The organism is Sphingorhabdus sp., assembly GCF_046292425.1.
Lineage (GTDB): Bacteria > Pseudomonadota > Alphaproteobacteria > Sphingomonadales > Sphingomonadaceae > Sphingorhabdus_B.
In genome coordinates, this window is sequence record NZ_JBKBQV010000034.1 from 1 (window position 1) to 20,497 (window position 20,497).

A 20,497-nucleotide genomic window follows, 5' to 3' on the forward strand; every position below is an offset into this window, starting at 1 on the left:
GGGCAAGGACATCCTCGCCAATAGCGGCCTGCCAATCGTATCGGCAAATGATCTGGGTGATGCGGCGGAGAAAATCGTCGCAGAGGTACGCAAGGCGGCGTGAGATTTCGCATGACGGTCCGTACATGATGTGGGGACTGTCTAATTATCCAAAGCCTGGCATGACGCGTAGATCAGGCACTTGACGTTCACGTAAACGTCAAGCATAGGCGCATCGGATTGGGCCGGTATTCACCTGTCCCATTGAGTCGGTATGGAAGGATGAGCACATGAAGATCATCGTCCCCGTTAAGCGGGTCATCGATTACAACGTAAAACCGCGGGTTAAGCCTGATGGCTCTGGCGTCGACCTGGCGAACGTCAAAATGAGCATGAACCCGTTTGACGAAATCGCGGTCGAAGAAGCGCTTCGCTTGCGTGAAAAGGGCGCGGCGACGGAAGTTGTCGCGGTTTCCATCGGGCCAGACAAGGCACAGGAAACCCTCCGCACTGCGCTGGCCATGGGCGCGGATCGCGCGATCCTGGTCGTTGCTGAAGATGTCGAGCCGCTGGCCGTTGCCAAGATTCTTGCGAAAATCGTCGAAGAAGAACAGCCCGGTCTTGTCATTTTGGGCAAACAAGCAATTGACGATGACAGCAACCAGACCGGACAAATGCTCGCTGCGTTGACAGGTCGTCCGCAGGGCACCTTTGCCAACACCGTGAATGTTGTCGGCGACGAAGTGCATGTGGCACGCGAAGTCGATGGTGGTTTGCAGACCTTGTCGTTAAAGATGCCAGCCATCATCACTACCGACCTGCGTTTGAACGAGCCGCGTTATGCGTCCCTGCCAAATATCATGAAGGCAAAGTCAAAGCCACTCGCGCAGAAAACGCCTGCCGATTATGGCGTTGATGTCACACCGCGTCTCAAGACGTTAAAGGTTACAGAGCCGCCCGTCCGCAGCGCCGGTATCAAGGTTGCCGACGTCGATGCATTGGTTGCAAAGCTCAAGGAAATGGGAGTGGCCGCATGAAGACCCTCGTTTATGCCGAACATGACAATGCATCGTTGAAGGATGCAACCTTGGCGGTCGTCACCGCTGCATCGCAGTTGGGCGAAGTGCACATCCTTGTCGTTGGATCAGGCTGTGGCGTAGTTGCCGAACAGGCGGCCAAGATCGCAGGCGTCAGCACCGTACACGTTGCCGACGACGCTGTGTACGCGCAGCAACTGGCCGAGAATGTGGCGCCACTGGTTGCGTCTTTGATGGCAACGCATGACGCGTTCCTGGCACCTGCTACCTCCAACGGCAAGAACATCGCACCACGCGTAGCTGCCTTGCTTGACGTGATGCAGATTTCGGACATTCTGTCGGTTGAAAGCGCCGATACGTTCACACGGCCAATTTATGCAGGGAACGCGATCGCCACCGTGCAGTCGTCGGATGCCAAGAAGGTTATCACCGTGCGCGGTACGGCATTTGCCAAGGCGGAAGCCACGGGCGGTTCGGCAACGATCGAGGCTGTCTCGGGCGGAAGCGATGCCGGCACGTCAACCTTCGTCTCGTCGGAGATTGCCAAGCAGGAACGCCCTGAACTCACCTCCGCCAAGATCATCGTATCCGGCGGTCGTGCATTGAAGGATGCGGACACCTTTGCGGCAACTATATTGCCACTGGCCGACAAGCTGGGTGCAGGGGTCGGCGCAAGCCGTGCGGCAGTGGACGCAGGCTTTGTTCCCAACGACTATCAGGTTGGTCAAACCGGCAAGATCGTCGCGCCCGAAGTCTATATTGCGGTCGGCATCTCTGGCGCGATCCAGCATTTGGCTGGCATGAAGGACTCGAAAATCATCGTTGCCATCAACAAGGACGAAGATGCACCCATCTTCCAGGTTGCGGATATCGGCCTCGTTGGCGATCTGTTCACATTGGTGCCGGAATTGGTCAGCAAGCTGTAACCATTTGCAATATCATACAAACATTTGAGGGCGGGCAGAAATGTCCGCCCTTATTTGTTGTGCGGTAACGCGTTCAAAAACCACGCAAAAAACTGGCCAGATTTTCGCCAAGCTTGTCGACGGCATATCCGCCCTCTGTCAGCACGACCGTGGGCAATCCCCCTGCCGCTATGTCGCTGGCCAGCACCGCATAATCCGGCGTCTGGATCGCAAAATTCGCGATGGGATCGCCCGCATAAGTATCTGCGCCAAAGCTGACGATCAGCAGGCCGGGATCAAAGCGCGCGATAGCCTCAAGCGCGGTGGCTTGAGCGGCGCGGAATGCCTCAATTCCGGTGCCCTGCGGCAAGGGCAGATTGAGCGTTGCCCCTGCCCCTTCGCCCTCGCCCGTTTCGTCGGCATGGCCCCAGTAAAAGGGAAAGTCCGTGGCCGGGTCCGCATGGACGGAAGCATAAAAGACATCGCCCCGATCCCAGAAGATATCCTGCGTTCCGTTGCCATGGTGATAGTCGATATCCAGAATCGCCACGCGCTCTATGCCCGCATCGCGGGCTGCCTGCGCAGCCACTGCCGCATGATTGATGAAGCAATAGCCCCCGAGATAATCCGTGCCGGCGTGGTGTCCGGGCGGGCGACACAGGCCAACCGCGGCACTATCCCCAGAAAGTACGGCATCAAGCGCAGACAACGCGCATTGCGTACTCCAATAAGCCGACGTCCAGCTGTCGGCCGTCAGCGGCGTCGAACTATCCATGCTGTATCGCCCCGCCAGTGCGTCAATGCGGGTGAGGTCCAATGCCCTGCGGCCAACGACCGGCCAGACATAACCCATGACATCGCCCGGCCGCCCCGCCGCAGCCCAGCGCGCGTGGGCCGTCTTTAGAAATTCAATATAGCCTGCATCATGCACCCTTAATATCGGCGCCTCTGTATGGTCGGTCGGTGTTTCTGTTGCTGGAACGCCTGAACACATTGCCTGCGCGCGGGCGGGCGTTTCAGCATGAGGCACGAACGCGCCATTGTGCATTTCCTGGTTCGGCGCGTGGGCCATTTGGCGGGGGTCAAAAAACAGACGCATAAGCCGGACATTCCAGAAAAAGAGCACCAATCGCTTAGCGCGCCACTACAGACTTTGCGAGAGCTTGCGCGACTCCTGCAAATGCCCGATGGCGCAACACATGACCAAAGTCGAGATATCAGCCAACCTGCATTATCATCTGCCAAATCCGGCAGACGTTCTCCTTGCGGTGGAGGCCATTCCCATGGACGACCAGCGGCTGACGACCGACCTGCTCAAGGTGAAAGGCAGTTGTTCACCGCTTAAGACGATCGAAGGCATGGACGGCCTTGGCAGGCGCACATGGCTACATGCCGAAGGTCGGATTGATATAAGCTATACGGCCACTGTTGCCATCCACCGTACTGCCACAGCTATTAAGGGGCTAGACACCGTTCCCCATCTTGATTTGCCGCCTGCCTATATCGAATATCTGATGCCAAGCCGTTACTGCCCGTCTGACCGGCACGAAAATTTCGTGGCAACGCGCTTTGATGGCGCAACAAAAGGCGACCAGATTTTGCAGATGGCAGAATGGATTTACGACAACGTTACTTATGCCCCTGGCTTTTCACCGATCGGTGCGACGGCCACCGATACTTTTATTTCGCGCCGCGGCGTCTGCCGCGACTTTGCGCATTTGCTAATTACCTTTGCGCGTTCGGCCGATGTCCCTGCACGTATGGTGTCGGCTTATGGTCTTGGCATTGATCCGCCCGACTTTCACGCCGTGGTAGAGGTCTATCTGGACGGCCAGTGGCATCTGGTGGACCCCACGCGGCTTGCGCCGGAGGAGCATCTGGTGCGCATTGCAGTCGGTCGTGACGCAACCGACATCAGCTTCATGACCATTTTCGGTACTGCCAATCTGATTTCACAGTCAGTGAACGTGGTTGCGGCAAGCGGGCAAAGTTAAACCCAACTCCTCGCATGTTTCCGCCTAAGGCTGGCGCATCCGGCAGATGGTTATACGCATTGCCGGCTATGCTATGGGAACATCTTGTTTAGCGCAGCAAGTCCGACGGCTGCGTTGGTTCGCTTAATATCTTTTCCATCCGTCGCCAACGTTCGGCCGAGTCCGGATTTCCACGTTCGATATAATCCCGGACCAGATCCTTGCCCCAGCCATAATTGATCACATAGCTGCGATAATGGTCAGTGAATTTCACCGACTGTTCAGCGCGGGCAGGCGAAAGCAGTAGATATTTCTGCGTCAGCTCCAACGCCTGTGGCCGCGTCACTTCACCGTCCAGATACATTTTGGCAATGGTCAAACGTGCACCCGAAAGGGTCTCGGTCATCTGCTGCATTTTCCAATATGCTTCGGCCGTCTTGGGGTCCAGCCCGGCCAACGGATACAGGACATCGCGTTCAAACGCCAAACGCTCGGCTGCCGGAAACGCAAGATCAATGCCGTAATTCGCGCTGCCTTCGGACAATACGCTGGTTGGGCTATAGAGTGGATTGACTTCATATTCCCGCCACCCGTTTTTGCGCGCCAGCCGCTCTTCGACCATCAGGTTGAGAACATGGTGGCCGGGATAGCCTTCGTGACAGCCAAGATCGACAGCGCGGCTGATGCGGATCGGCAGGTCGGTGTTGATCTGGATAAGGCTTTTATAATTGCCCTTGTAATAATTATAGCCTGACCAGGGTTTGCCCGTAACAAATTCCATCACGAACGTCTCACCGGCGGGCAAGTTGATAAATTGTGCGGTACGGCGTTTGCATTCGGCAATGGCTGCGTCAAACACGCGCTGCAGACGTTCTTTGGGTATCGTGTAACTTTCGTTGAAAGCGTCCACGCGGGCTGCGAGCGCTCCATTACCGGGGATAAGTGTTTCGAGATTGGCCAACACAGCATCATAATGCGCCAATGGCTTTAGGTCAGGCACAGTCGCGAACTGGCCCTTGGCTTCATCATTGAAAGAAAATTTCTTTCCCTGAAGCATCTGCAATCTTGTATCTGCGGCGACCAGCATCCCGCGCAGCGCACGTGCACGGCGGCGTTCTGGTTCCGACCGCAGCGTGGGCAATACCGCGTCAATCGCTCCGGTCAGCGCGCGTGCCTCAGCAACCAGTTCAACCAACGAACGGGGATTGGCCTTGGCCGCGGTCTGAAGCGCAGGCGGCCCGTAATAGGCATCGACATATTCCGCTTCATGCGTGCCTGCTTCAAGTGTCAGCCGAATATAAGCATCCGAAATATTGGCAACTGATCTGGTCGGCTGCGCAATATTGGAAGGGGCCACTGGCGCAGAGATGGAACAACCCGTCGTCAGCAAAGCCAACGGAAGGATTATATGGTATATCTTCATATCGTGTCTTTCGCCAACCGCCTTTGCGGCGCAGCAAAGCGCAAGAGGCAATAGCCAAGAACGGCAGACAGCACAGACCCCATTAAAACGCCTATTTTGACATCATCGGCCTGCTCGGGGCCAGTGAAGGCCAGACCGCCGATAAACAGGCTCATCGTAAATCCAATGCCGCACAGGAGAGATACACCATATACCTGCATCCAGTTGGCGTTTGCCGGACGCACAGCAATCTTGAGTTTTACTGAGACCCAGACGCTGGCAAAGATACCGATCTGCTTGCCAACGAACAGTCCCATCGCGATGCCAAGTGGCAGAGGCGCCGCTAGTGCAGCGAAGCTTGTGCCCTCCAGCGATACACCGGCATTGGCAAAACCAAACACCGGAACAATGAAAAATGCCACTGGCTTGACCAGCATATGTTCAAGCCGATGGAGCGCAGAATCGTCGGCATCCGGCGAGGCCAGTGTTCTGCGGAATGGAATGGCAAACGCCGCCATGACACCCGCAATCGTCGCATGAACGCCCGATAACAATGTGGCGTACCACAACAATGCTGCCAGTATCATATAGGGCGAAAGCGCGTTTACGCGCATGCGGTTCAGCCCCATCATCGCCAACCAGATAGCTCCAGCAACGGCCAGTGCCATGATGTTTAGTTCAGCCGTGTAAAACAATGCGATAATCGCGACTGCCCCCATATCGTCAACAATGGCAACTGTCGTCAGAAACAGCTTCAGCGACGCCGGCGCCCTGCTACCTAAAAGGGCAAGCACGCCAATGGCAAACGCAATGTCGGTAGCCGCAGGGATCGCCCAACCGCGCTGCAATGCAGGATCTCCCCCTGCGATTACGAGATAGATAATCGCCGGGAAAATCATCCCCCCTGCAGCTGCAATCATCGGAAGCGTGCGGTCAGCCCATGTCGACAGATGCCCGTCGACAAATTCGCGTTTGATTTCCAACCCGACGAGCAAGAAGAAAATCGCCATCAGGCCGTCATTGATCCACAGATGAACCGTCATTGGTCCAAGCTTGGGCGTCAGTTCGGGTCCCGTCACAGCATGAATGAGATGGGCATAATCATCGGCAAGCGCCGAGTTGGCAATGATCAGGGCCAACGCGGCGGCCGCCATCAATAAAATTCCGCCTGCTGCTTCGCTTGCTAGAAATGCGCGTAATGCGGAACTGGCTATCGGTTGTCTTAGGATTTTGGTCATTACCCCACCTTATGGCAAGCTGACCACTGGATAGCAAGTCAGCCAAAAAAACTGTGCAAAAGCCTTGCCTTAACAGATTTCAATGGTCTATATCCTTAGTTAAAGGGGTGGTAACCATGGTCGGCTTGATGTCTAAAAAGTCTTTCGTCGATTCCAACATTTCCATGATTGCGCAGTCTTCCCCTGAGTTAACTGAAGGTCAAAAGGCCTGTCTGCGGCTTGTGGTCCAACACCATACATCCAAGGAAATTGCCCGAAAATTGGGAATTTCGCGCTACACAGTTGATCAACGGTTGGACGCGGCACGACGCAAACTGAGAGCGTCCAGCCGCAAGGAGGCCGCCATAATATTTGCCGCACACGAGATGCAACCGATATCCGAACAGTTAGTATACGAAGCGTTCGCACTTGACGCGGCACGCCTCGATACTAACGAAAGTTCTACTTTCCATTGGGTAAAAAAGCGATCGGTCACGAGCTTACCATTCGCTTCCTCGTTACCTAACGGAGGGAGAGAGACATATGAATTATCTGGTAAAGAGTTTTTGCTCCATGCGTTGAATGTAACGTTTTTCAGCACCTTGGTGTTGGCACTGGTTGTGGTAGTTTTGACGGGTGTGTTTCAACTGGTTCAATAAGTTGCTTCTCGCTGGCTGGAAATCATACTGGTTTGTGGGAGGGTGAAATTTTGGAATATTCCGACTTTGATGCAGCGGAACAGCTGAATCCATATCTGCGTTCTGCCCGCTTAAAGGCCGCGACCGAATATGCCACAAGGAGATGCGCGAATTTTGTCCAGTCCCGACAGGGTTCCACAGCCACACCCTGCAGCTTGCTCGGCCCGGGCACGAGACTGTTTTTAAGACTGAACGAATTCGGGTGGGATGCCCCGGCACCAATAGTCCGACCAGCCGGTCTTCGGGTCGCAAACGGCTGAAGTTGGGCACCCTTGCCCGTCTGCGAAGGTCAAACTGCGGACGGGCAAGGGCAGGGTATTCGTTTGACTGGCTTTTGAACGTGCACGGCCGTTCGGCCGTTGCGCAGGCCGGCACGATGATTAGCCGATGTGAGGGTCGCGCCTTTGTCGACTGAAATTTTCCGAATTCTGGAAATCGCACAGCATGAGCTGTTTTTGTTCAGCGCAATATTTCTTCTGATCGGCGCGCTGGATGAACTTGGCGTGGATCTTATCTGGGCTGTCAGGCGGATATACCGGCGATATTATTTCTATCGGACCACCCCTCCTTTGCTCGCCCGGCAGTTGGCGGTGCCCCGTGGACATGGACTGCTTGCGGTTTTCGTTCCTGCCTGGGGCGAGGCAGATGTCATCGGCGCAATGTTGTCCAATTGCAGTCGCAACTGGAGCGGGAAGGATTGTCGTTACCGCATTTACGTTGGCTGTTATCCAAACGATCCTCAATCAGCGGAGCAGGTCGTTGAAGCCGCCCGATCAAACGAGAATATCCGACTTGTGCTGGTCAACCATAACGGCCCCACAACGAAGGCCGATTGTCTCAACCGGCTATGGTATGCACTGCTCTCCGATGAGATTGCAGAGGGGTGTAAGGCGAAGGCTATTATATTGCACGATGCAGAGGATGCTGTGCATGCAGACGAGCTGCATGTTTTCAACTGCCTGGTGTCAAAAGGGGGCGCAGTGCAATTGCCCGTTATTCCAGTACGCACGCGGCGCTCCCGATGGATTAGCGGGCATTATTGCGACGAATTTGCCGAGGCGCATGGCAAAAATCTGGTCGTTCGCGAAGCGCTGGGCGCTCCCTTGCCGCTCGCTGGAGTGGCCTGCGCCATTGAACGCAACCTCATGGGTCGGCTTGCGCAAACGAACGGCGGAAAGCCATTTGATCAAAACAGCCTGACTGAAGATTATGAACTGGGCATTCGCATCGGTGCCGTTGGCGGCCGCACCATCATGGCCCGCATATTGGATAGCCAAGGCCAATTGGTGGGAACAAGAGCCTGCTTTCCGGACACATTATCGACGTCGGTTCGACAAAAAACGCGCTGGTTAACCGGAATTGCGCTTGCTGGCTGGGACCGCATAGGCTGGCAAGGCAATTTCGCCCAGAAATGGATGCTCCTTCAGGACCGGAAATCCATTTTCGCTGCAGTCATTCTCGTCGCCGCGTATATCTGCCTGGCTCTAACCGCCATATTGGCCCTCACCCATATGTCGGGCGTGTATGACCCCGCCCCTTTTTCTCCACTGCTCATTTCCCTCTTTTGGCTCAACTTCGCATTTCTGATGTGGAGATTGGCCGTACGTGCAGGTTTCGTGTGGGCTCTATATGGGCCGAAAGAGGCTCTGCTTTCCGTCCCGCGAAGTGTGGTTAGCAACATTATTGCAGTCATGGCCGCCCGGCGGGCGTGCGCGAACTATGTCCGTCATTGTTTTGGCGCGCCGCTGAACTGGGACAAAACCGCGCATCACATCATGCCAGATTCGGTGACCCCGCGAGATTGATGCGCGGCCGGGCAATCGGATTTGTCGTGCTGATGTGCGCAGGATGGACGGCAGCGCGCATAATATTCACCGTCCTAAACTACCAACACGCAATCACGCCCGCGCAAAATAGCCGAACTGAACATATTCCACCACAACGCACCCACGCAGATCTGTCAGAAGCTTCAAGTCAGGAAAGTCCGCAGACAAATGCAGCGGTTGCCGAGCCGTTTTACCCAAACCCAAAGCACTTGCCGATTTTGCACATTGCAAAGGCCGTAGGTGAAACACCAGCCGCTGCGCCAAATATTGTGATGTTGCAAAATGCCTTGCCCGACCAGCGCTCTCATATCGACCCGCTTGCGGTGCCTCTGTTTGCTCCGCCGCCTGCTTTGGCGAAGCCTTACGGATCTCGTCCATTCAACATTTATGCTTATAGTTTCTGGCGTTTGGGTGATGTTGCTCAAGGCGTGCTTGGCAACGGGCAATACGGGGGCAGCCAAAGCGCCCTGATAGCGACAATCCCGTTATCTGGTTTTTCCAAAGAGAGAATTACCCGCCTGGCATTTACCGGGCGCGCCTCTGTTTCCCATGACAGAATGCCAGCACGTGAAGTAGCGGCAGGGTTGCAATGGCGTCCCGCCGCCCGATTTCCAGTGCAACTCACAATAGAGCGCCGCATTCGGCCTAACCGCGCAGATGCGTTTGCCGCCTTTGTTTCCGGCGGGCACGACGGCGTCGCTTTACCCTTGCACTTTACACTTGATGGCTATGGGCAGGCAGGCGTCGTGACCGGCAATATTGGCGGCGGTTTTGTCGATGGCCAACTGCATGCGCTTAGACATGTCGGCGCCCGAGGGGACATGAGGCTGGCTGCTGGTGCAGCAGCATGGGGTGGCGGACAGAGTCAGATTATGCGTCTCGACATCGGCCCGTCCGTTCGCGCCATATTGCCAGTGGGCAGCGCAAAATTGCGGATCGATGCAAGCTGGCGCTTCCGCGTTGCCGGCAACGCAGAGCCCGGCGATGGTCCAGCGGTAATCTTGTCCACGAGTTTCTAAGAGGCAGCCTTTATCCCGCCGCGAAATGCCGTTACGGTCCGCATGTCGATTATGGATATTTACCTTCCCATTGCCAATTTGTCAGTCAACGCACTGGTGATCATCCTTTTGGGTGGCGGGGTCGGTGTGCTGTCGGGTATGTTTGGGGTCGGCGGCGGATTTCTCACTACGCCTTTGTTGATATTCTACGGTATCCCGCCAGCAGTTGCCGCGGCTTCTGCCTCGACTCAGGTGACAGGCGCAAGCGTTTCGGGCGTGTTTGCCCACATGAAACGGGGCGGGGTGGACTTCCAGATGGGCGCCGTGCTGGTGGTTGGCGGCATTTTCGGCACCGGAGCAGGCGCAGTCATATTTGAATTATTGGAAGCGCTTGGCCAGATCGATACCGTCATTAACATTCTATACGTGGTCATGCTCGGCAGTATCGGTGGTATGATGGCAAAGGAAAGCCTGTCGAGCGTCCTCGCGGTCCGGGCGGGGAAACCAGTCGCGACGGCAAAGCGCCGGCATCACCCCTTGGTAGCGAACTTGCCAATGCGCTGGCGCTTTTATCGTTCAGGCCTGTACATCTCGCCACTCGCGCCGCTGATACTGGGTTTTATCACTGGTATTATGACGATGCTCCTGGGTGTTGGTGGCGGCTTTATCATGGTTCCTGCCATGCTGTATCTGCTCGGCATGGGCGCGCAGGTTGTTGTTGGGACATCCCTGTTCCAGATCCTGTTCGTGACGATGGCGTCGACCATGATGCACAGCCTGACGACTAAGGCAGTCGACATTGTGCTCGCGGTATTCCTGCTGGTCGGAAGCGTCACCGGCGCGCAAATCGGCGCACGTCTGGCGCAGCGTATGCGGCCAGACTATCTGCGGCTTTTCCTTGCCAGCATTGTGCTGCTCGTGGCCATCCGCATGGCGCTTGGCCTTGGGTGGCGACCTGACGAAATTTACACGTTGCAGGCCTTATGACCCGCTGGCTGGCTTTTCTTCTGTTTTTGTTGCCAGTCGCTGCGGCTGCGCAAAACGTACCTAAGCTCGTCCCTGACGTCTCTCAACGCGAGATCAATATCCAGTCGGGGTTCACTGGCGCAGAAATGCTGTTGTTTGGTGCTATCATCTACCCGCGCGGGGTCGCACCAGAGGGTCAGGTCGACGTCGCCGTCGTCTTGCGTGGCCCAACAAGCCCAGTCACCTTGCGCGAAAAGCAGAAAATCGCCGGCATCTGGATCAACGCTGACAGCACCGATTTCAGGTCGGTCCCGGCTTATTATGCCATCGCATCTTCGCGCCCGCTTGACCAGATCGTCAGCAGCAAAACAGCAGCGATTTACGAACTTGGTCTTGACCGGCTGCAACTGTCCCCCAGCGGAGAGGTTGATGCAAAAGAGCAACGCCGTTTCGTCGACGGGCTCGTTGACCTGAACCGTCGCAACGGTCTTTTTCGCCAGGAAGCCGGTACTGTCGAAATCACAGACCAAGTGCTGTATCGTGCACGTCTCAATATTCCCTCCAGCGTACCCGTTGGAGTCTATACCGCAGAGACCCTGCTTATTCGCAATGGCCGGGTCATTGTAGCGGACGACAATGTTGAGGTGCGGATTCGCAAAACCGGATTTGAACAACTGGTGACGATATTGGCGCAAGATTATGCACTTTTTTACGGGGCCATGGCTGTTCTTGTGTCACTGCTGCTTGGTTGGTTCGCCGGATTTGTCTTTAATCGGATATAGTTACGGGCCCGGTGCCTGCTCCCAACAGCGGAATCACGGGACTCACGATGGTAAATAAATTTTTACTTTCTGGACCTAATGCCTGAAGCATAACTGCAAAAAGGCAACTGGCATGGATATTTCGGCGCATCGTGAGTTTCTGAACGGCCAGCCAGGGGAGCTGGACCCAGTAGCAACAGTGCCGGCTGTTGCGCCGGAAACGAAAACACAAGCGGGCGACCCGTCAATCAATGCTGCGCTCCACCATATTGGCTTTGTGATGGAAATTGCGGGATCAGGGTCCCAAGTAACGCTCGATTCTGCGATACTGTCCAGCCTAACGTCGCATGCTGACGCCAGCATCGCAATGTCGGGACAAGTCGGCAGCCAGATCAAGATCCGTGTAGGCAGCACGTGGCTTCTCGCGAGCATTCGCACGCAGAAACTGCACGAGCGCGATCATGGCGTCATCATGGCACAAGTCGACTTTCTTGGCGAGGGCGACGAAGAAAAGCTGACGGGCAAGATCTACAATTTCCGCCGGGGTGTGACGCGCTACCCTGTGCCCGGAAGTGAGGTTTATGCCGTATCCAGTTCAGACCTGAAGCAGGTGTACGCAACCGACGCCCGCGCCAATGTTGAAATTGGCACGGTGTTTCCGACGAAAGATATTCGCGGTGCGCTTTATGTAGACGCTATGCTGGGTAAGCATTTTGCCCTGCTTGGTTCAACCGGTACCGGTAAATCTACCAGCGCCGCACTGATCCTGCACAGGATCTGCGACATTGCGCCCGAAGGCCATATCGTGATGATCGACCCGCATGGCGAATATAGCGCTGCGTTCAGACAGAACGGTGCGCTGTTCGACGTAAACAACCTTGCCATGCCCTATTGGATGATGAATTTCGCCGAGCATTGCGAAATCTTCGTGACATCGACGGGTGACGAAAAACAAATCGATTCCGACATTCTCGCCAAATGTCTTTTGCAGGCGCGTTCCAAGAACCGTATCGCCGAAACCATAGGCAAGCTGACCGTTGACGCCCCCATTCCCTATTTATTGTCTGACCTGACCAACATCATCCAGAACGAAATGGGTAAGCTCGACAAGGCGACGTCTTCGGCGCCCTTCATGCGGCTGAAAAGCAAAATTGACGAACTGAAAGCTGACCCGCGATACAACTTCATGTTTTCAGGCATGCTCGTTGGCGACACCATGGCAGATTTTGTCGGGAAGATTTTCCGGCTACCGTCGAACGGAAAACCGATTTCCATCATCGACGTGTCGGGCGTGCCCTCAGACATAACGTCCACTGTGGTAGCGGTGCTTTCGCGCCTCGTTTTTGACTATGCCATATGGTCACGCAACGAACCGCAGCGCCCCATATTGCTCGTCTGTGAAGAGGCGCACCGTTACATCCCGTCAGACCGAATTGCCAAAGACAGCGCAGTACGTTCCATTCTTGAACGGATTGCAAAGGAAGGCCGTAAATATGGCGTATCGCTTGGCCTGATTACCCAGCGGCCGTCCGATCTGGCCGAAGGCGTGCTTTCGCAATGCGGGACAATTATTTCGATGCGCCTGAACAACGACCGCGACCAGGCTTTTGTCCGGGCCGCAATGCCCGAAGGCGCACGAGGTTTCCTCGACTCTATTCCGGCTTTGCGAAACCGCGAATGCATCATCTGCGGCGAAGGCGTCAGCATCCCGATCCGAGTCGCGCTGGACAATCTTGAAGAGGAAAAACGTCCGGCGTCTGAAGATCCGCTGTTCAGCCAGTTGTGGCAGGAAACCGGCGGCGAAGCAGAGATACTCGAACGCGTGGTCAGAAGGTGGCGTGCGCAAGGCAGGTGATCGGCGGTTATCTAACGCAGCGCCAAAGCGTGGCTGGATTACGAAAAACGCACCGGCGTTTGCGCTTGCAATGTAGGATTTGATTTGAGACTGTAATCCGGTCAGCCCGAACGCTGGCACGGTTCTTTCTCAGTGTCGGGATTCTAAAAAACTACGCAGGAGAGACCCCGAGACCGGCCGAAAGCCGCGAAACCAGCCGTGTCGAACTCGGTTTAGGTGAGACCTTAGTGTGACTTTCCAAACTATCTCTCACGTTTCTCGAACGGTTTTATTCCACGTCCAAGCCGGTTACCGCCCAAGGCAAGCCGGTCGCCGGACCAGTCTGCGACGAACACGGTGTCGCGATCCACGCCGGGCACGACACTTGCCTGATTGGCGTTGATAGATAGCCCCGCGCTGCTTTGCGTCCGGCCTTCGGGCGCGACAGTGATAAAGGCGCTGTAATTGTCTTTGGACGCCCCTTGCACGAACACATTGCGCGCAATGTTTCCGCTGGCACCATTGGGCAGGTCAATCATGTAATTGGTGCTACGGCCCCGGCTATCGTCAAAAGCGTTGTCGGTTAATGTCACCTGCAAAGCGCGGCTTTTTACATAATGCCCGCCATTGCCGCGTTCGAAGCGGCTGTTAGTCACCGAAAGCGCGCCATAGCCCCCTATATAGATACTGTGCGCACAAGACAGGCTCCGGTCGCAACGGCCGAGTCCTGAAAAGCTTGATCGATCAATGCTGATTTCGCCGGTCCTGTCCTCGGCGGTCAAAATGCCTTGTTCGCTGTCGCGAAATACCGTGCGGGTGACTGTCAGATTGCCCTTTTCCAGCCGGATGCCTGCGCCATTGGCATCTGGCACCCGCATATTCTGAAAGATGATTCCATCGACGCGCGCCGCCTGTCCGCGCAGGACAAGGGCGGCTTTGCCTTCGCATGTCTTGGTATCGAAAATGCTTTGTCCGGGCACTGCCGCGCGAAAGGCAACGACCCCGGCGGCTTGTACGGCACATTGGCGATAGGTCCCCGGCGCTATGATGATGGTTCCCTTGCCCTTGCCGATGGCATCGACCGCCTGTTGCAGGCTCTGATAATTACGACCCGTTTCGGCATTCTGGAACGGTGCGGTATTTTGCGCCGATGCGGCGGCTGTGCCGAAGGCGACAAGGAAGATGAGATGCGATGTCTTCATAGCGGCGTTTCCAATTAGCTGCTTCCGGCCAACGCAGCTAACGCCAAAACGGGCCACTTTTCCAGCCGTTAACGCTTACTCGTTGAGATTCGGCCGCAAATATTGCCGTGCGCGGTCCAGATCGAGACCACGGCGCGCCGCATAGTCCGAGACCTGATCGTCACCGATCCGCGCGACCCCGAAATATTCGGACTGCGGATGGCCGAAATACAGACCACTGACGGCGGCCGTCGGCAGCATCGCAAAGCTTTCGGTCAGCGTGATACCCGTCTTGTGCGTGGCATCCAGCAGGTCGAATAATATCGGCTTCAGGCTATGGTCGGGACATGCCGGATAGCCAGGCGCTGGCCGGATACCGCGATATTCTTCGCGGTTCAACGCTTCGGGAGTGAACTGTTCGTCCGGCGCATAACCCCAAAGATCCTTGCGGACATGCTCGTGCATCCGCTCGGCAAAGGCTTCGGCCAGGCGGTCGGCCAGCGCCTTGAGCATGATGTCTGAATAATCGTCGATACTGGCTTTGAACTGCGCCAGATGCGTGCCGATGCCATGGCCAGTCGTGACCGCAAAGCCCCCGATCCAGTCGCCATCGCGGCTAATAAAATCGGCAAGACACATATTGGCCCTGCCTTCACGCTTGGCGATCTGTTGCCGCAGGAATGGCATGCGCACATGCGCTTCGGTTTTTTCGCAATAGACGATCACATCGTCGCCATCGCGCCAGCAAGGCCACAGGCCAGCGACGCCCTTCGCCCGCAACCATTTTTCGCTGATGATCCTGTCGAGCATCGCATTGGCGTCGGCAAACAGGCTGGTCGCGCTTTCACCCACAACTTCGTCGGTCAAGATCGCCGGATAATTGCCATGCAATTCCCAGGCGCGAAAGAATGGCGTCCAGTCAATATAGTTGCGCAGGTCAGCCAGATCCCAGTCGTCATAGACATGTACCCCAGGCTTTTGCGGCGGGGCTGGCTTCATGCTTTCATCGAGTTCAAACGCATTGGCACGCGCTTCTTCAAGCGTGGCCAGCGGCTTTGCGGTCTTGCCCGCACGCGCGGCGCGGATGTGCTCATATTCGGCACGGGTATCCGCGACGAACTTTTCGGCCATGGTGTCGCTGACCAGCGTACCGGCAACGCCAACAGCCCGCGATGCGTCCAGTACATGGATGACCGGGCCGGAATATACTGGCTCAATACGCAAGGCCGTGTGCGTTTTCGACGTCGTTGCCCCGCCAATCATCAGCGGCATCGTCATACCCGCTTTCTCCATTTCCTCGGCAACAGTCACCATCTCATCGAGCGAAGGGGTGATGAGGCCTGACAACCCGATCATGTCAGCATCATGTTCGACCGCCGCCTTCAATATGTCAGGCCAGGCGACCATGACGCCCAGATCGACAATCTCGAAACCGTTGCATTGAAGCACGACGCCAACGATATTCTTGCCAATATCATGCACGTCGCCCTTGACGGTCGCCATGATGATCTTGCCCTTGCCTTTGGCGCCGACTTCCTTTTCCGCTTCGATATAGGGAAAAAGATGCGCGACCGCTTTTTTCATCACACGCGCGGACTTCACAACTTGTGGCAGGAACATGCGGCCTGATCCGAACAGGTCTCCAACCACATTCATGCCGTCCATCAACGGCCCTTCAATAACCTCGATCGGCCGACCGCCTGCCGCCTTGATGGCAAGCCGCGCTTCTTCCGTGTCCTCTACGATATGGGCGTCGATACCCTTGACCAACGCATGCTCAAGCCGCTTGTTCACTGGCCATCCGCGCCATTCGGCTTCGGCCTTCTCCTGTGCGACATCAGTACCGCGATACTTCTCCGCCAGCGCGATCAGGCGTTCGGTCGCGTCCGGGTCTCGGTTGAGGATAACATCTTCGCAGGCAACACGCAGTTCAGCATTGATGTCATCATAAATGTCGAGCTGACCTGCATTTACAATCGCCATGTCCAACCCGGCAGGAATGGCATGATACAGGAACACCGAATGCATTGCCCTGCGCACCGGCTCGTTTCCGCGGAAGCTGAACGATAGGTTGGACAGTCCGCCGGAATAATGCGCGTGCGGGCACAAGACACGCAGTTCTCTGACTGCCTCGATAAAGTCGACGCCGTAGTTGTTATGTTCCTCAATTCCCGTCGCCACTGCAAAGATATTGGGATCAAAGATGATGTCCTCAGGCGGAAAGCCGATGCCGAGAAGCAGGTCATAGGCGCGCTTGCAAATCTCGACCTTGCGGCGTTGCGTGTCGGCCTGTCCCGTTTCATCAAACGCCATCACGACGACAGCGGCTCCATAAGCCATGCACAAACGCGCATGATGCAGAAAAGCCTCTTCACCCTCCTTCATCGATATCGAATTCACAATCGGCTTGCCGGATACGCATTTCAGCCCCGCCTCAATGACGCTCCATTTGGAGCTGTCGATCATTAACGGTACACGCGCAATGTCGGGCTCTGCGGCAATACGTTTGATGAAGGTTGTCATCGCCTCATGTGCGTCAAGCAGTCCTTCATCCATGTTGATATCAATGATCTGCGCGCCGTTTTCGACCTGATCGCGCGCCACTTCGACGGCCGCTTCATAATCGCCGGCCATGATGAGCTTTTTGAACTTGGCACTGCCGGTGACGTTGGTGCGTTCACCAATATTGACGAAACGGGAGGAGGAGGATGTCATTTTTGTTCTGCTTTAAAGGGTTCAGGCGGCCATGATGAAGGGCTCAAGCCCCGCAAGCCGCGTTACGACATCTGCCTTGGGAATAACGCGCGGCGCGCGATCCGAAACGGCCTTGGCGATTGCCGCAATATGCGCTGGGGTGGTGCCGCAACAGCCACCCACAATGTTGACTAGCCCGTCATCGAGCCATTGGCCAATCAGCATCGCTGTGGTTTCCGGCAACTCGTCATATTCGGCCAGATCATTTGGCAAGCCCGCGTTGGGATAAGCCATCACCAGCGCGTCCGCTTGCTTCGACAAGGCCGCGAGATGTGGACGCAGGAGGTCCGCGCCGAACGAGCAGTTCAGACCAATGGTGAGCGGTTTGACGTGCCGGATTGCTGCCCAGAAGGCTTCGACCGTATGCCCTGAAAGATTCCGGCCAGCCATGTCGGTAATCGTCATGGAGATCATTAATGGCACATCACGCCCGCATGCAGCAGCGGCTTCCTGCGCAGCCATCGCAGCGCACTTGGCATTCAGCGTGTCGAAGATAGTCTCGATCAACAGGAAATCGACCCCGCCTTCGATGAGCGCATCGCATTGCTCGCGATACACCTCTTTCAGATAATCAAAGTCGATTTCGCGATAGCCGGGATCGTTGACGTCTGGCGACAATGACAGCGTCTTGTTTGTCGGCCCCACCGAACCCGCCACAAAACGCCGGCTGCCGTCCTTTGCTTCAGCTGCGTCGCAACAGGCGCGAGCAAGCTTTGCCGATTCCACGTTCAACTGTCGCACTAAATGCTCGCAGCCATAGTCGGCCATGCTGATCTTTGTCGCGCTGAATGTATTGGTCTCGATCATGTCCGCGCCGGCGTCCAGATAAGCGCTGTGGATCGCGCTAACAACATCCGGACGCGTAATTGATAATAGGTCGTTATTTCCTTTTTGATCATGCGTCAGTTCAAGTGCGCCCCGATACTCTGCTTCAGACAGTTTATAGCCCTGAATTGCAGTGCCATAACCACCGTCAAATACGAGTATCTGCTGAGCCGCTCGGGCGGTGAAGGCCTCACGCGCGGTCATGCCGCAACCTCTTGCGCGGGCGTCGCCGGTCGTTTGCCAAGAAGGTGACAAATCGCGTAAGAAAGTTCAGCGCGGTTCAAAGTATAAAAATGGAAGTCACGCACACCACCTGCATATAAACGGCGGCACATTTCTGCCGATACGGTCGCCGCAACGAGTTGCCGCGCCGACGGATGGTCGTCGAGACCATCAAAAAGATGCGCCATCCATACCGGAATTGCTGTGCCTGTCATTTTTGACATGCGGCTTATCGCAGCAAAGTTGGTTACCGGCATGATGCCAGGAACAATCTCTGCGTTTATACCCGCAGCAGCAACCGCGTCGCGGAAGCGAAAGAAAGTCTCGGGTTCAAAGAAGAACTGCGTGATTGCGCGGCTTGCTCCGGAGTCCAGCTTGCGTTTTAGGAAATCAATGTCTGACGCAGCCGACAAAGCCTCCGGATGCGTTTCTGGATAAGCGCTGACTGATATTTCGAACGGATGGAGCTTTCGCAAACCTTCCACCAGTTCAGCTGCGCTTGCATAGCCATCGTGGTGGGGAACGAATTGCCCGTCCGAACTTGGCGCATCGCCGCGCAAGGCAACGATGTGGCGCACGCCAGCGTCCCAATATGCATTGGCGACATCTGCAATTTCGCCCTTTGACGCTTCAACACAAGTCAAATGCGCAGCTGCAGGGATATCGGTTTCGCGTGCGATTCTCGCCACGGTATTGTGTGTGCGTTCACGGGTCGTGCCACCTGCCCCGTAGGTAACCGATACAAAGCGGGGGGCAAGCGGTGCGAGAGTCACAACGGAATCCCACAATTGTTCTTCCATTTTCTCGGTCTTCGGCGGAAAGAATTCGAAACTGATTTCACAGTCACCAGCGAGTCCGGCAAAAAGTGGAGAGGCAACAGCGCGGCTGGCCTCCTGCATCTGCGCCAGCGGGAGAATCATGCGACGATCCTTAAATTGTTTTGAGGTTTCGGACTTTTCTTAGGGTTGGGGACGGCGCCGGAGAGCTTTTGACCCATCCACACTTTGACAATCAACTCGCCGGCCTCAAGTGCCGTTTGATGCACGAGCTGCAGACCATGGCCGGCAAAAGCCTTTTTCATAAATTCATCGGCGAACCCGAGTCGGGCATGAGCATGGACACTGCGAAGTTCTTCCAGATTATGTGCGGCAAAGTCGACAATGACGAGCCTGCCGCCTGGCGCTAACGTGCGTATTGCTTCCGCGATGACCGCCTCTGGATGCTGGGCATAATGCAACACCTGATGGAAAATTACACAGTCAAATTCACCATCGCCCACTGGCAGCATGTTGAAGTCGCCAAGTTTAATGTCGACCTTGTTCGCAATTTCAGGGCTTAGACCGGCGATCTTAGCCCTCGCCAGCCTCAGCATTTCGGGGCTGTTATCTACCGCAACGAAACGCTCTGACTCTGCCGCAAACAGCTCCACAATGCGCCCGGTGCCGGTGCCGACATCAAGGACTCTTCCCAAGGGCGCACTATGCAGGATTTGCGCGAGCCGCGCCTCGACCTCCGAATCGGCGATATGAAGCGACCGCAAGGAGTCCCATTCGTCCGCATGCGCGGCAAAATAGCTCGCTGCCATGTCCGTGCGGGCGTTGCGCACTTCATCCAGCCGAAGCAGGTCACGCTGAAATGCCTTCGCCTGCGAAACGTCGGCCTCGGCGAACAATGTAGTGAGCGGACTTTCAGTCAATGTGGCGCCCGGTCGCAAGAACACCCAGCTTCCTTCCTTACGCCGCTCCAAAAGTCCTGCCTCGTCGAGAATCCGTATATGGCGCGAAACGCGGGGCTGGCTTTGGTCAAGTATTTGCACCAACTCGCCCACCGACAACTCCAGCCGGAGGACCAGGAACACGATTCGGAGCCGGGTAGGGTCCGCCAACGCGCGCATGATATTAAGCAAATTGATCATCGAA

The 20,497-nt window shown here is 55.9% G+C and carries 17 protein-coding genes; 9 read left to right on the top strand and 8 right to left on the bottom strand.

Annotated elements, in window-relative coordinates:
* Window positions 1–269 precede the first annotated feature (269 nt).
* Both ACK4S7_RS08405 and ACK4S7_RS08410 read left to right on the top strand, forming a co-directional pair.
* Window positions 270–1,016: an electron transfer flavoprotein subunit beta/FixA family protein gene (locus ACK4S7_RS08405; RefSeq protein ID WP_409645879.1), complete on the top strand. Its 747-nt coding sequence runs from the start codon at window positions 270–272 to the stop codon at window positions 1,014–1,016.
* On the top strand, window positions 1,013–1,942 hold the full coding sequence (locus tag ACK4S7_RS08410; protein ID WP_409645881.1) for an electron transfer flavoprotein subunit alpha/FixB family protein: 930 nt from the start codon (window positions 1,013–1,015) through the stop codon (window positions 1,940–1,942). The genes ACK4S7_RS08405 and ACK4S7_RS08410 overlap by 4 nt, the downstream gene beginning before the upstream one ends.
* A 73-nt stretch (window positions 1,943–2,015) precedes the next feature.
* On the opposite strand, the gene ACK4S7_RS08415 is transcribed toward ACK4S7_RS08410, so the two are convergent.
* Window positions 2,016–3,020, bottom strand: a complete 1,005-nt coding sequence (locus ACK4S7_RS08415) for a histone deacetylase family protein (RefSeq protein ID WP_409645883.1) — start codon at window positions 3,018–3,020, stop codon at window positions 2,016–2,018.
* A 100-nt stretch (window positions 3,021–3,120) separates the two neighbouring features.
* Between ACK4S7_RS08415 and ACK4S7_RS08420 the strand changes: the two genes are divergently transcribed.
* On the top strand, window positions 3,121–3,915 hold the full coding sequence (locus tag ACK4S7_RS08420; RefSeq protein ID WP_409645885.1) for a transglutaminase-like domain-containing protein: 795 nt from the start codon (window positions 3,121–3,123) through the stop codon (window positions 3,913–3,915).
* An 88-nt stretch (window positions 3,916–4,003) separates the two neighbouring features.
* On the opposite strand, the gene ACK4S7_RS08425 is transcribed toward ACK4S7_RS08420, so the two are convergent.
* Both ACK4S7_RS08425 and nhaA read right to left on the bottom strand, forming a co-directional pair.
* Entirely contained in the window at window positions 4,004–5,317 is a 1,314-nt protein-coding gene (locus ACK4S7_RS08425) for a hypothetical protein (protein ID WP_409645886.1), read from the bottom strand.
* A complete protein-coding gene (gene nhaA, locus ACK4S7_RS08430) occupies window positions 5,314–6,534 on the bottom strand; it encodes a Na+/H+ antiporter NhaA (protein ID WP_409645887.1) in 1,221 nt (406 codons plus the stop codon). Before nhaA ends, ACK4S7_RS08425 begins: the two co-directional genes overlap by 4 nt.
* A gap of 116 nt (window positions 6,535–6,650) precedes the next feature.
* Here nhaA and ACK4S7_RS08435 point away from each other — a divergent pair, with 116 nt between their 5' ends.
* The 6 genes from ACK4S7_RS08435 to ACK4S7_RS08460 all read left to right on the top strand — a co-directional run bounded on the left by ACK4S7_RS08435 (window position 6,651) and on the right by ACK4S7_RS08460 (window position 13,617).
* Complete coding sequence (locus ACK4S7_RS08435; RefSeq protein ID WP_409645889.1) at window positions 6,651–7,172, top strand: helix-turn-helix transcriptional regulator; 522 nt, start codon at window positions 6,651–6,653, stop codon at window positions 7,170–7,172.
* A 443-nt stretch (window positions 7,173–7,615) separates the two neighbouring features.
* Window positions 7,616–9,016: a glycosyl transferase family protein gene (locus tag ACK4S7_RS08440; RefSeq protein ID WP_409645891.1), complete on the top strand. Its 1,401-nt coding sequence runs from the start codon at window positions 7,616–7,618 to the stop codon at window positions 9,014–9,016.
* On the top strand, window positions 9,016–10,056 hold the full coding sequence (locus ACK4S7_RS08445; protein ID WP_409645893.1) for a hypothetical protein: 1,041 nt from the start codon (window positions 9,016–9,018) through the stop codon (window positions 10,054–10,056). Before ACK4S7_RS08440 ends, ACK4S7_RS08445 begins: the two co-directional genes overlap by 1 nt.
* 51 nt (window positions 10,057–10,107) lie before the next feature.
* Window positions 10,108–11,022: a sulfite exporter TauE/SafE family protein gene (locus tag ACK4S7_RS08450; RefSeq protein WP_409645895.1), complete on the top strand. Its 915-nt coding sequence runs from the start codon at window positions 10,108–10,110 to the stop codon at window positions 11,020–11,022.
* Window positions 11,019–11,783: a TIGR02186 family protein gene (locus ACK4S7_RS08455; protein WP_409645897.1), complete on the top strand. Its 765-nt coding sequence runs from the start codon at window positions 11,019–11,021 to the stop codon at window positions 11,781–11,783. Before ACK4S7_RS08450 ends, ACK4S7_RS08455 begins: the two co-directional genes overlap by 4 nt.
* A gap of 112 nt (window positions 11,784–11,895) precedes the next feature.
* Entirely contained in the window at window positions 11,896–13,617 is a 1,722-nt protein-coding gene (locus tag ACK4S7_RS08460; protein WP_409645899.1) for an ATP-binding protein, read from the top strand.
* Between the two features lie 242 nt (window positions 13,618–13,859).
* Here ACK4S7_RS08460 and ACK4S7_RS08465 read toward each other — a convergent pair whose 3' ends face one another.
* From ACK4S7_RS08465 to ACK4S7_RS08485, 5 genes are all read right to left on the bottom strand, one after another.
* Window positions 13,860–14,798, bottom strand: a complete 939-nt coding sequence (locus ACK4S7_RS08465; protein ID WP_409645901.1) for a right-handed parallel beta-helix repeat-containing protein — start codon at window positions 14,796–14,798, stop codon at window positions 13,860–13,862.
* Window positions 14,799–14,873: 75 nt separating this feature from the next.
* Window positions 14,874–17,492 carry a methionine synthase gene (gene metH / locus ACK4S7_RS08470; protein ID WP_409645903.1) on the bottom strand — a complete coding sequence of 873 codons (2,619 nt, stop codon included), beginning with the start codon at window positions 17,490–17,492 and terminating at the stop codon, window positions 14,874–14,876.
* A 21-nt stretch (window positions 17,493–17,513) separates the two neighbouring features.
* On the bottom strand, window positions 17,514–18,560 hold the full coding sequence (locus tag ACK4S7_RS08475) for a homocysteine S-methyltransferase family protein (protein WP_409645905.1): 1,047 nt from the start codon (window positions 18,558–18,560) through the stop codon (window positions 17,514–17,516).
* Entirely contained in the window at window positions 18,557–19,498 is a 942-nt protein-coding gene (gene metF / locus ACK4S7_RS08480) for a methylenetetrahydrofolate reductase [NAD(P)H] (protein ID WP_409645907.1), read from the bottom strand. The genes ACK4S7_RS08475 and metF overlap by 4 nt, the downstream gene beginning before the upstream one ends.
* Window positions 19,495–20,493 (bottom strand): ArsR/SmtB family transcription factor, encoded by a 999-nt coding sequence (locus ACK4S7_RS08485; protein WP_409645909.1) that lies wholly within the window; start codon window positions 20,491–20,493, stop codon window positions 19,495–19,497. Before ACK4S7_RS08485 ends, metF begins: the two co-directional genes overlap by 4 nt.
* Window positions 20,494–20,497 lie beyond the last annotated feature (4 nt).

What these genes read in the sequence shown, in the direction of transcription:
- ACK4S7_RS08405 (WP_409645879.1), top strand. Translation starts at nt 270, where the DNA reads ATGAAGATCATCGTCCCCGTTAAGCGGGTCATCGATTACAACGTAAAA.
- ACK4S7_RS08410 (WP_409645881.1), top strand. Translation starts at nt 1,013, where the DNA reads ATGAAGACCCTCGTTTATGCCGAACATGACAATGCATCGTTGAAGGAT.
- ACK4S7_RS08415 (WP_409645883.1), bottom strand. Translation starts at nt 3,020, where the DNA reads ATGCGTCTGTTTTTTGACCCCCGCCAAATGGCCCACGCGCCGAACCAG.
- ACK4S7_RS08420 (WP_409645885.1), top strand. Translation starts at nt 3,121, where the DNA reads ATGACCAAAGTCGAGATATCAGCCAACCTGCATTATCATCTGCCAAAT.
- ACK4S7_RS08425 (WP_409645886.1), bottom strand. Translation starts at nt 5,317, where the DNA reads ATGAAGATATACCATATAATCCTTCCGTTGGCTTTGCTGACGACGGGT.
- nhaA (WP_409645887.1), bottom strand. Translation starts at nt 6,534, where the DNA reads ATGACCAAAATCCTAAGACAACCGATAGCCAGTTCCGCATTACGCGCA.
- ACK4S7_RS08435 (WP_409645889.1), top strand. Translation starts at nt 6,651, where the DNA reads ATGGTCGGCTTGATGTCTAAAAAGTCTTTCGTCGATTCCAACATTTCC.
- ACK4S7_RS08445 (WP_409645893.1), top strand. Translation starts at nt 9,016, where the DNA reads ATGCGCGGCCGGGCAATCGGATTTGTCGTGCTGATGTGCGCAGGATGG.
- ACK4S7_RS08450 (WP_409645895.1), top strand. Translation starts at nt 10,108, where the DNA reads ATGGATATTTACCTTCCCATTGCCAATTTGTCAGTCAACGCACTGGTG.
- ACK4S7_RS08455 (WP_409645897.1), top strand. Translation starts at nt 11,019, where the DNA reads ATGACCCGCTGGCTGGCTTTTCTTCTGTTTTTGTTGCCAGTCGCTGCG.
- ACK4S7_RS08460 (WP_409645899.1), top strand. Translation starts at nt 11,896, where the DNA reads ATGGATATTTCGGCGCATCGTGAGTTTCTGAACGGCCAGCCAGGGGAG.
- ACK4S7_RS08465 (WP_409645901.1), bottom strand. Translation starts at nt 14,798, where the DNA reads ATGAAGACATCGCATCTCATCTTCCTTGTCGCCTTCGGCACAGCCGCC.
- metH (WP_409645903.1), bottom strand. Translation starts at nt 17,492, where the DNA reads ATGACATCCTCCTCCTCCCGTTTCGTCAATATTGGTGAACGCACCAAC.
- ACK4S7_RS08475 (WP_409645905.1), bottom strand. Translation starts at nt 18,560, where the DNA reads ATGACCGCGCGTGAGGCCTTCACCGCCCGAGCGGCTCAGCAGATACTC.
- metF (WP_409645907.1), bottom strand. Translation starts at nt 19,498, where the DNA reads ATGATTCTCCCGCTGGCGCAGATGCAGGAGGCCAGCCGCGCTGTTGCC.
- ACK4S7_RS08485 (WP_409645909.1), bottom strand. Translation starts at nt 20,493, where the DNA reads ATGATCAATTTGCTTAATATCATGCGCGCGTTGGCGGACCCTACCCGG.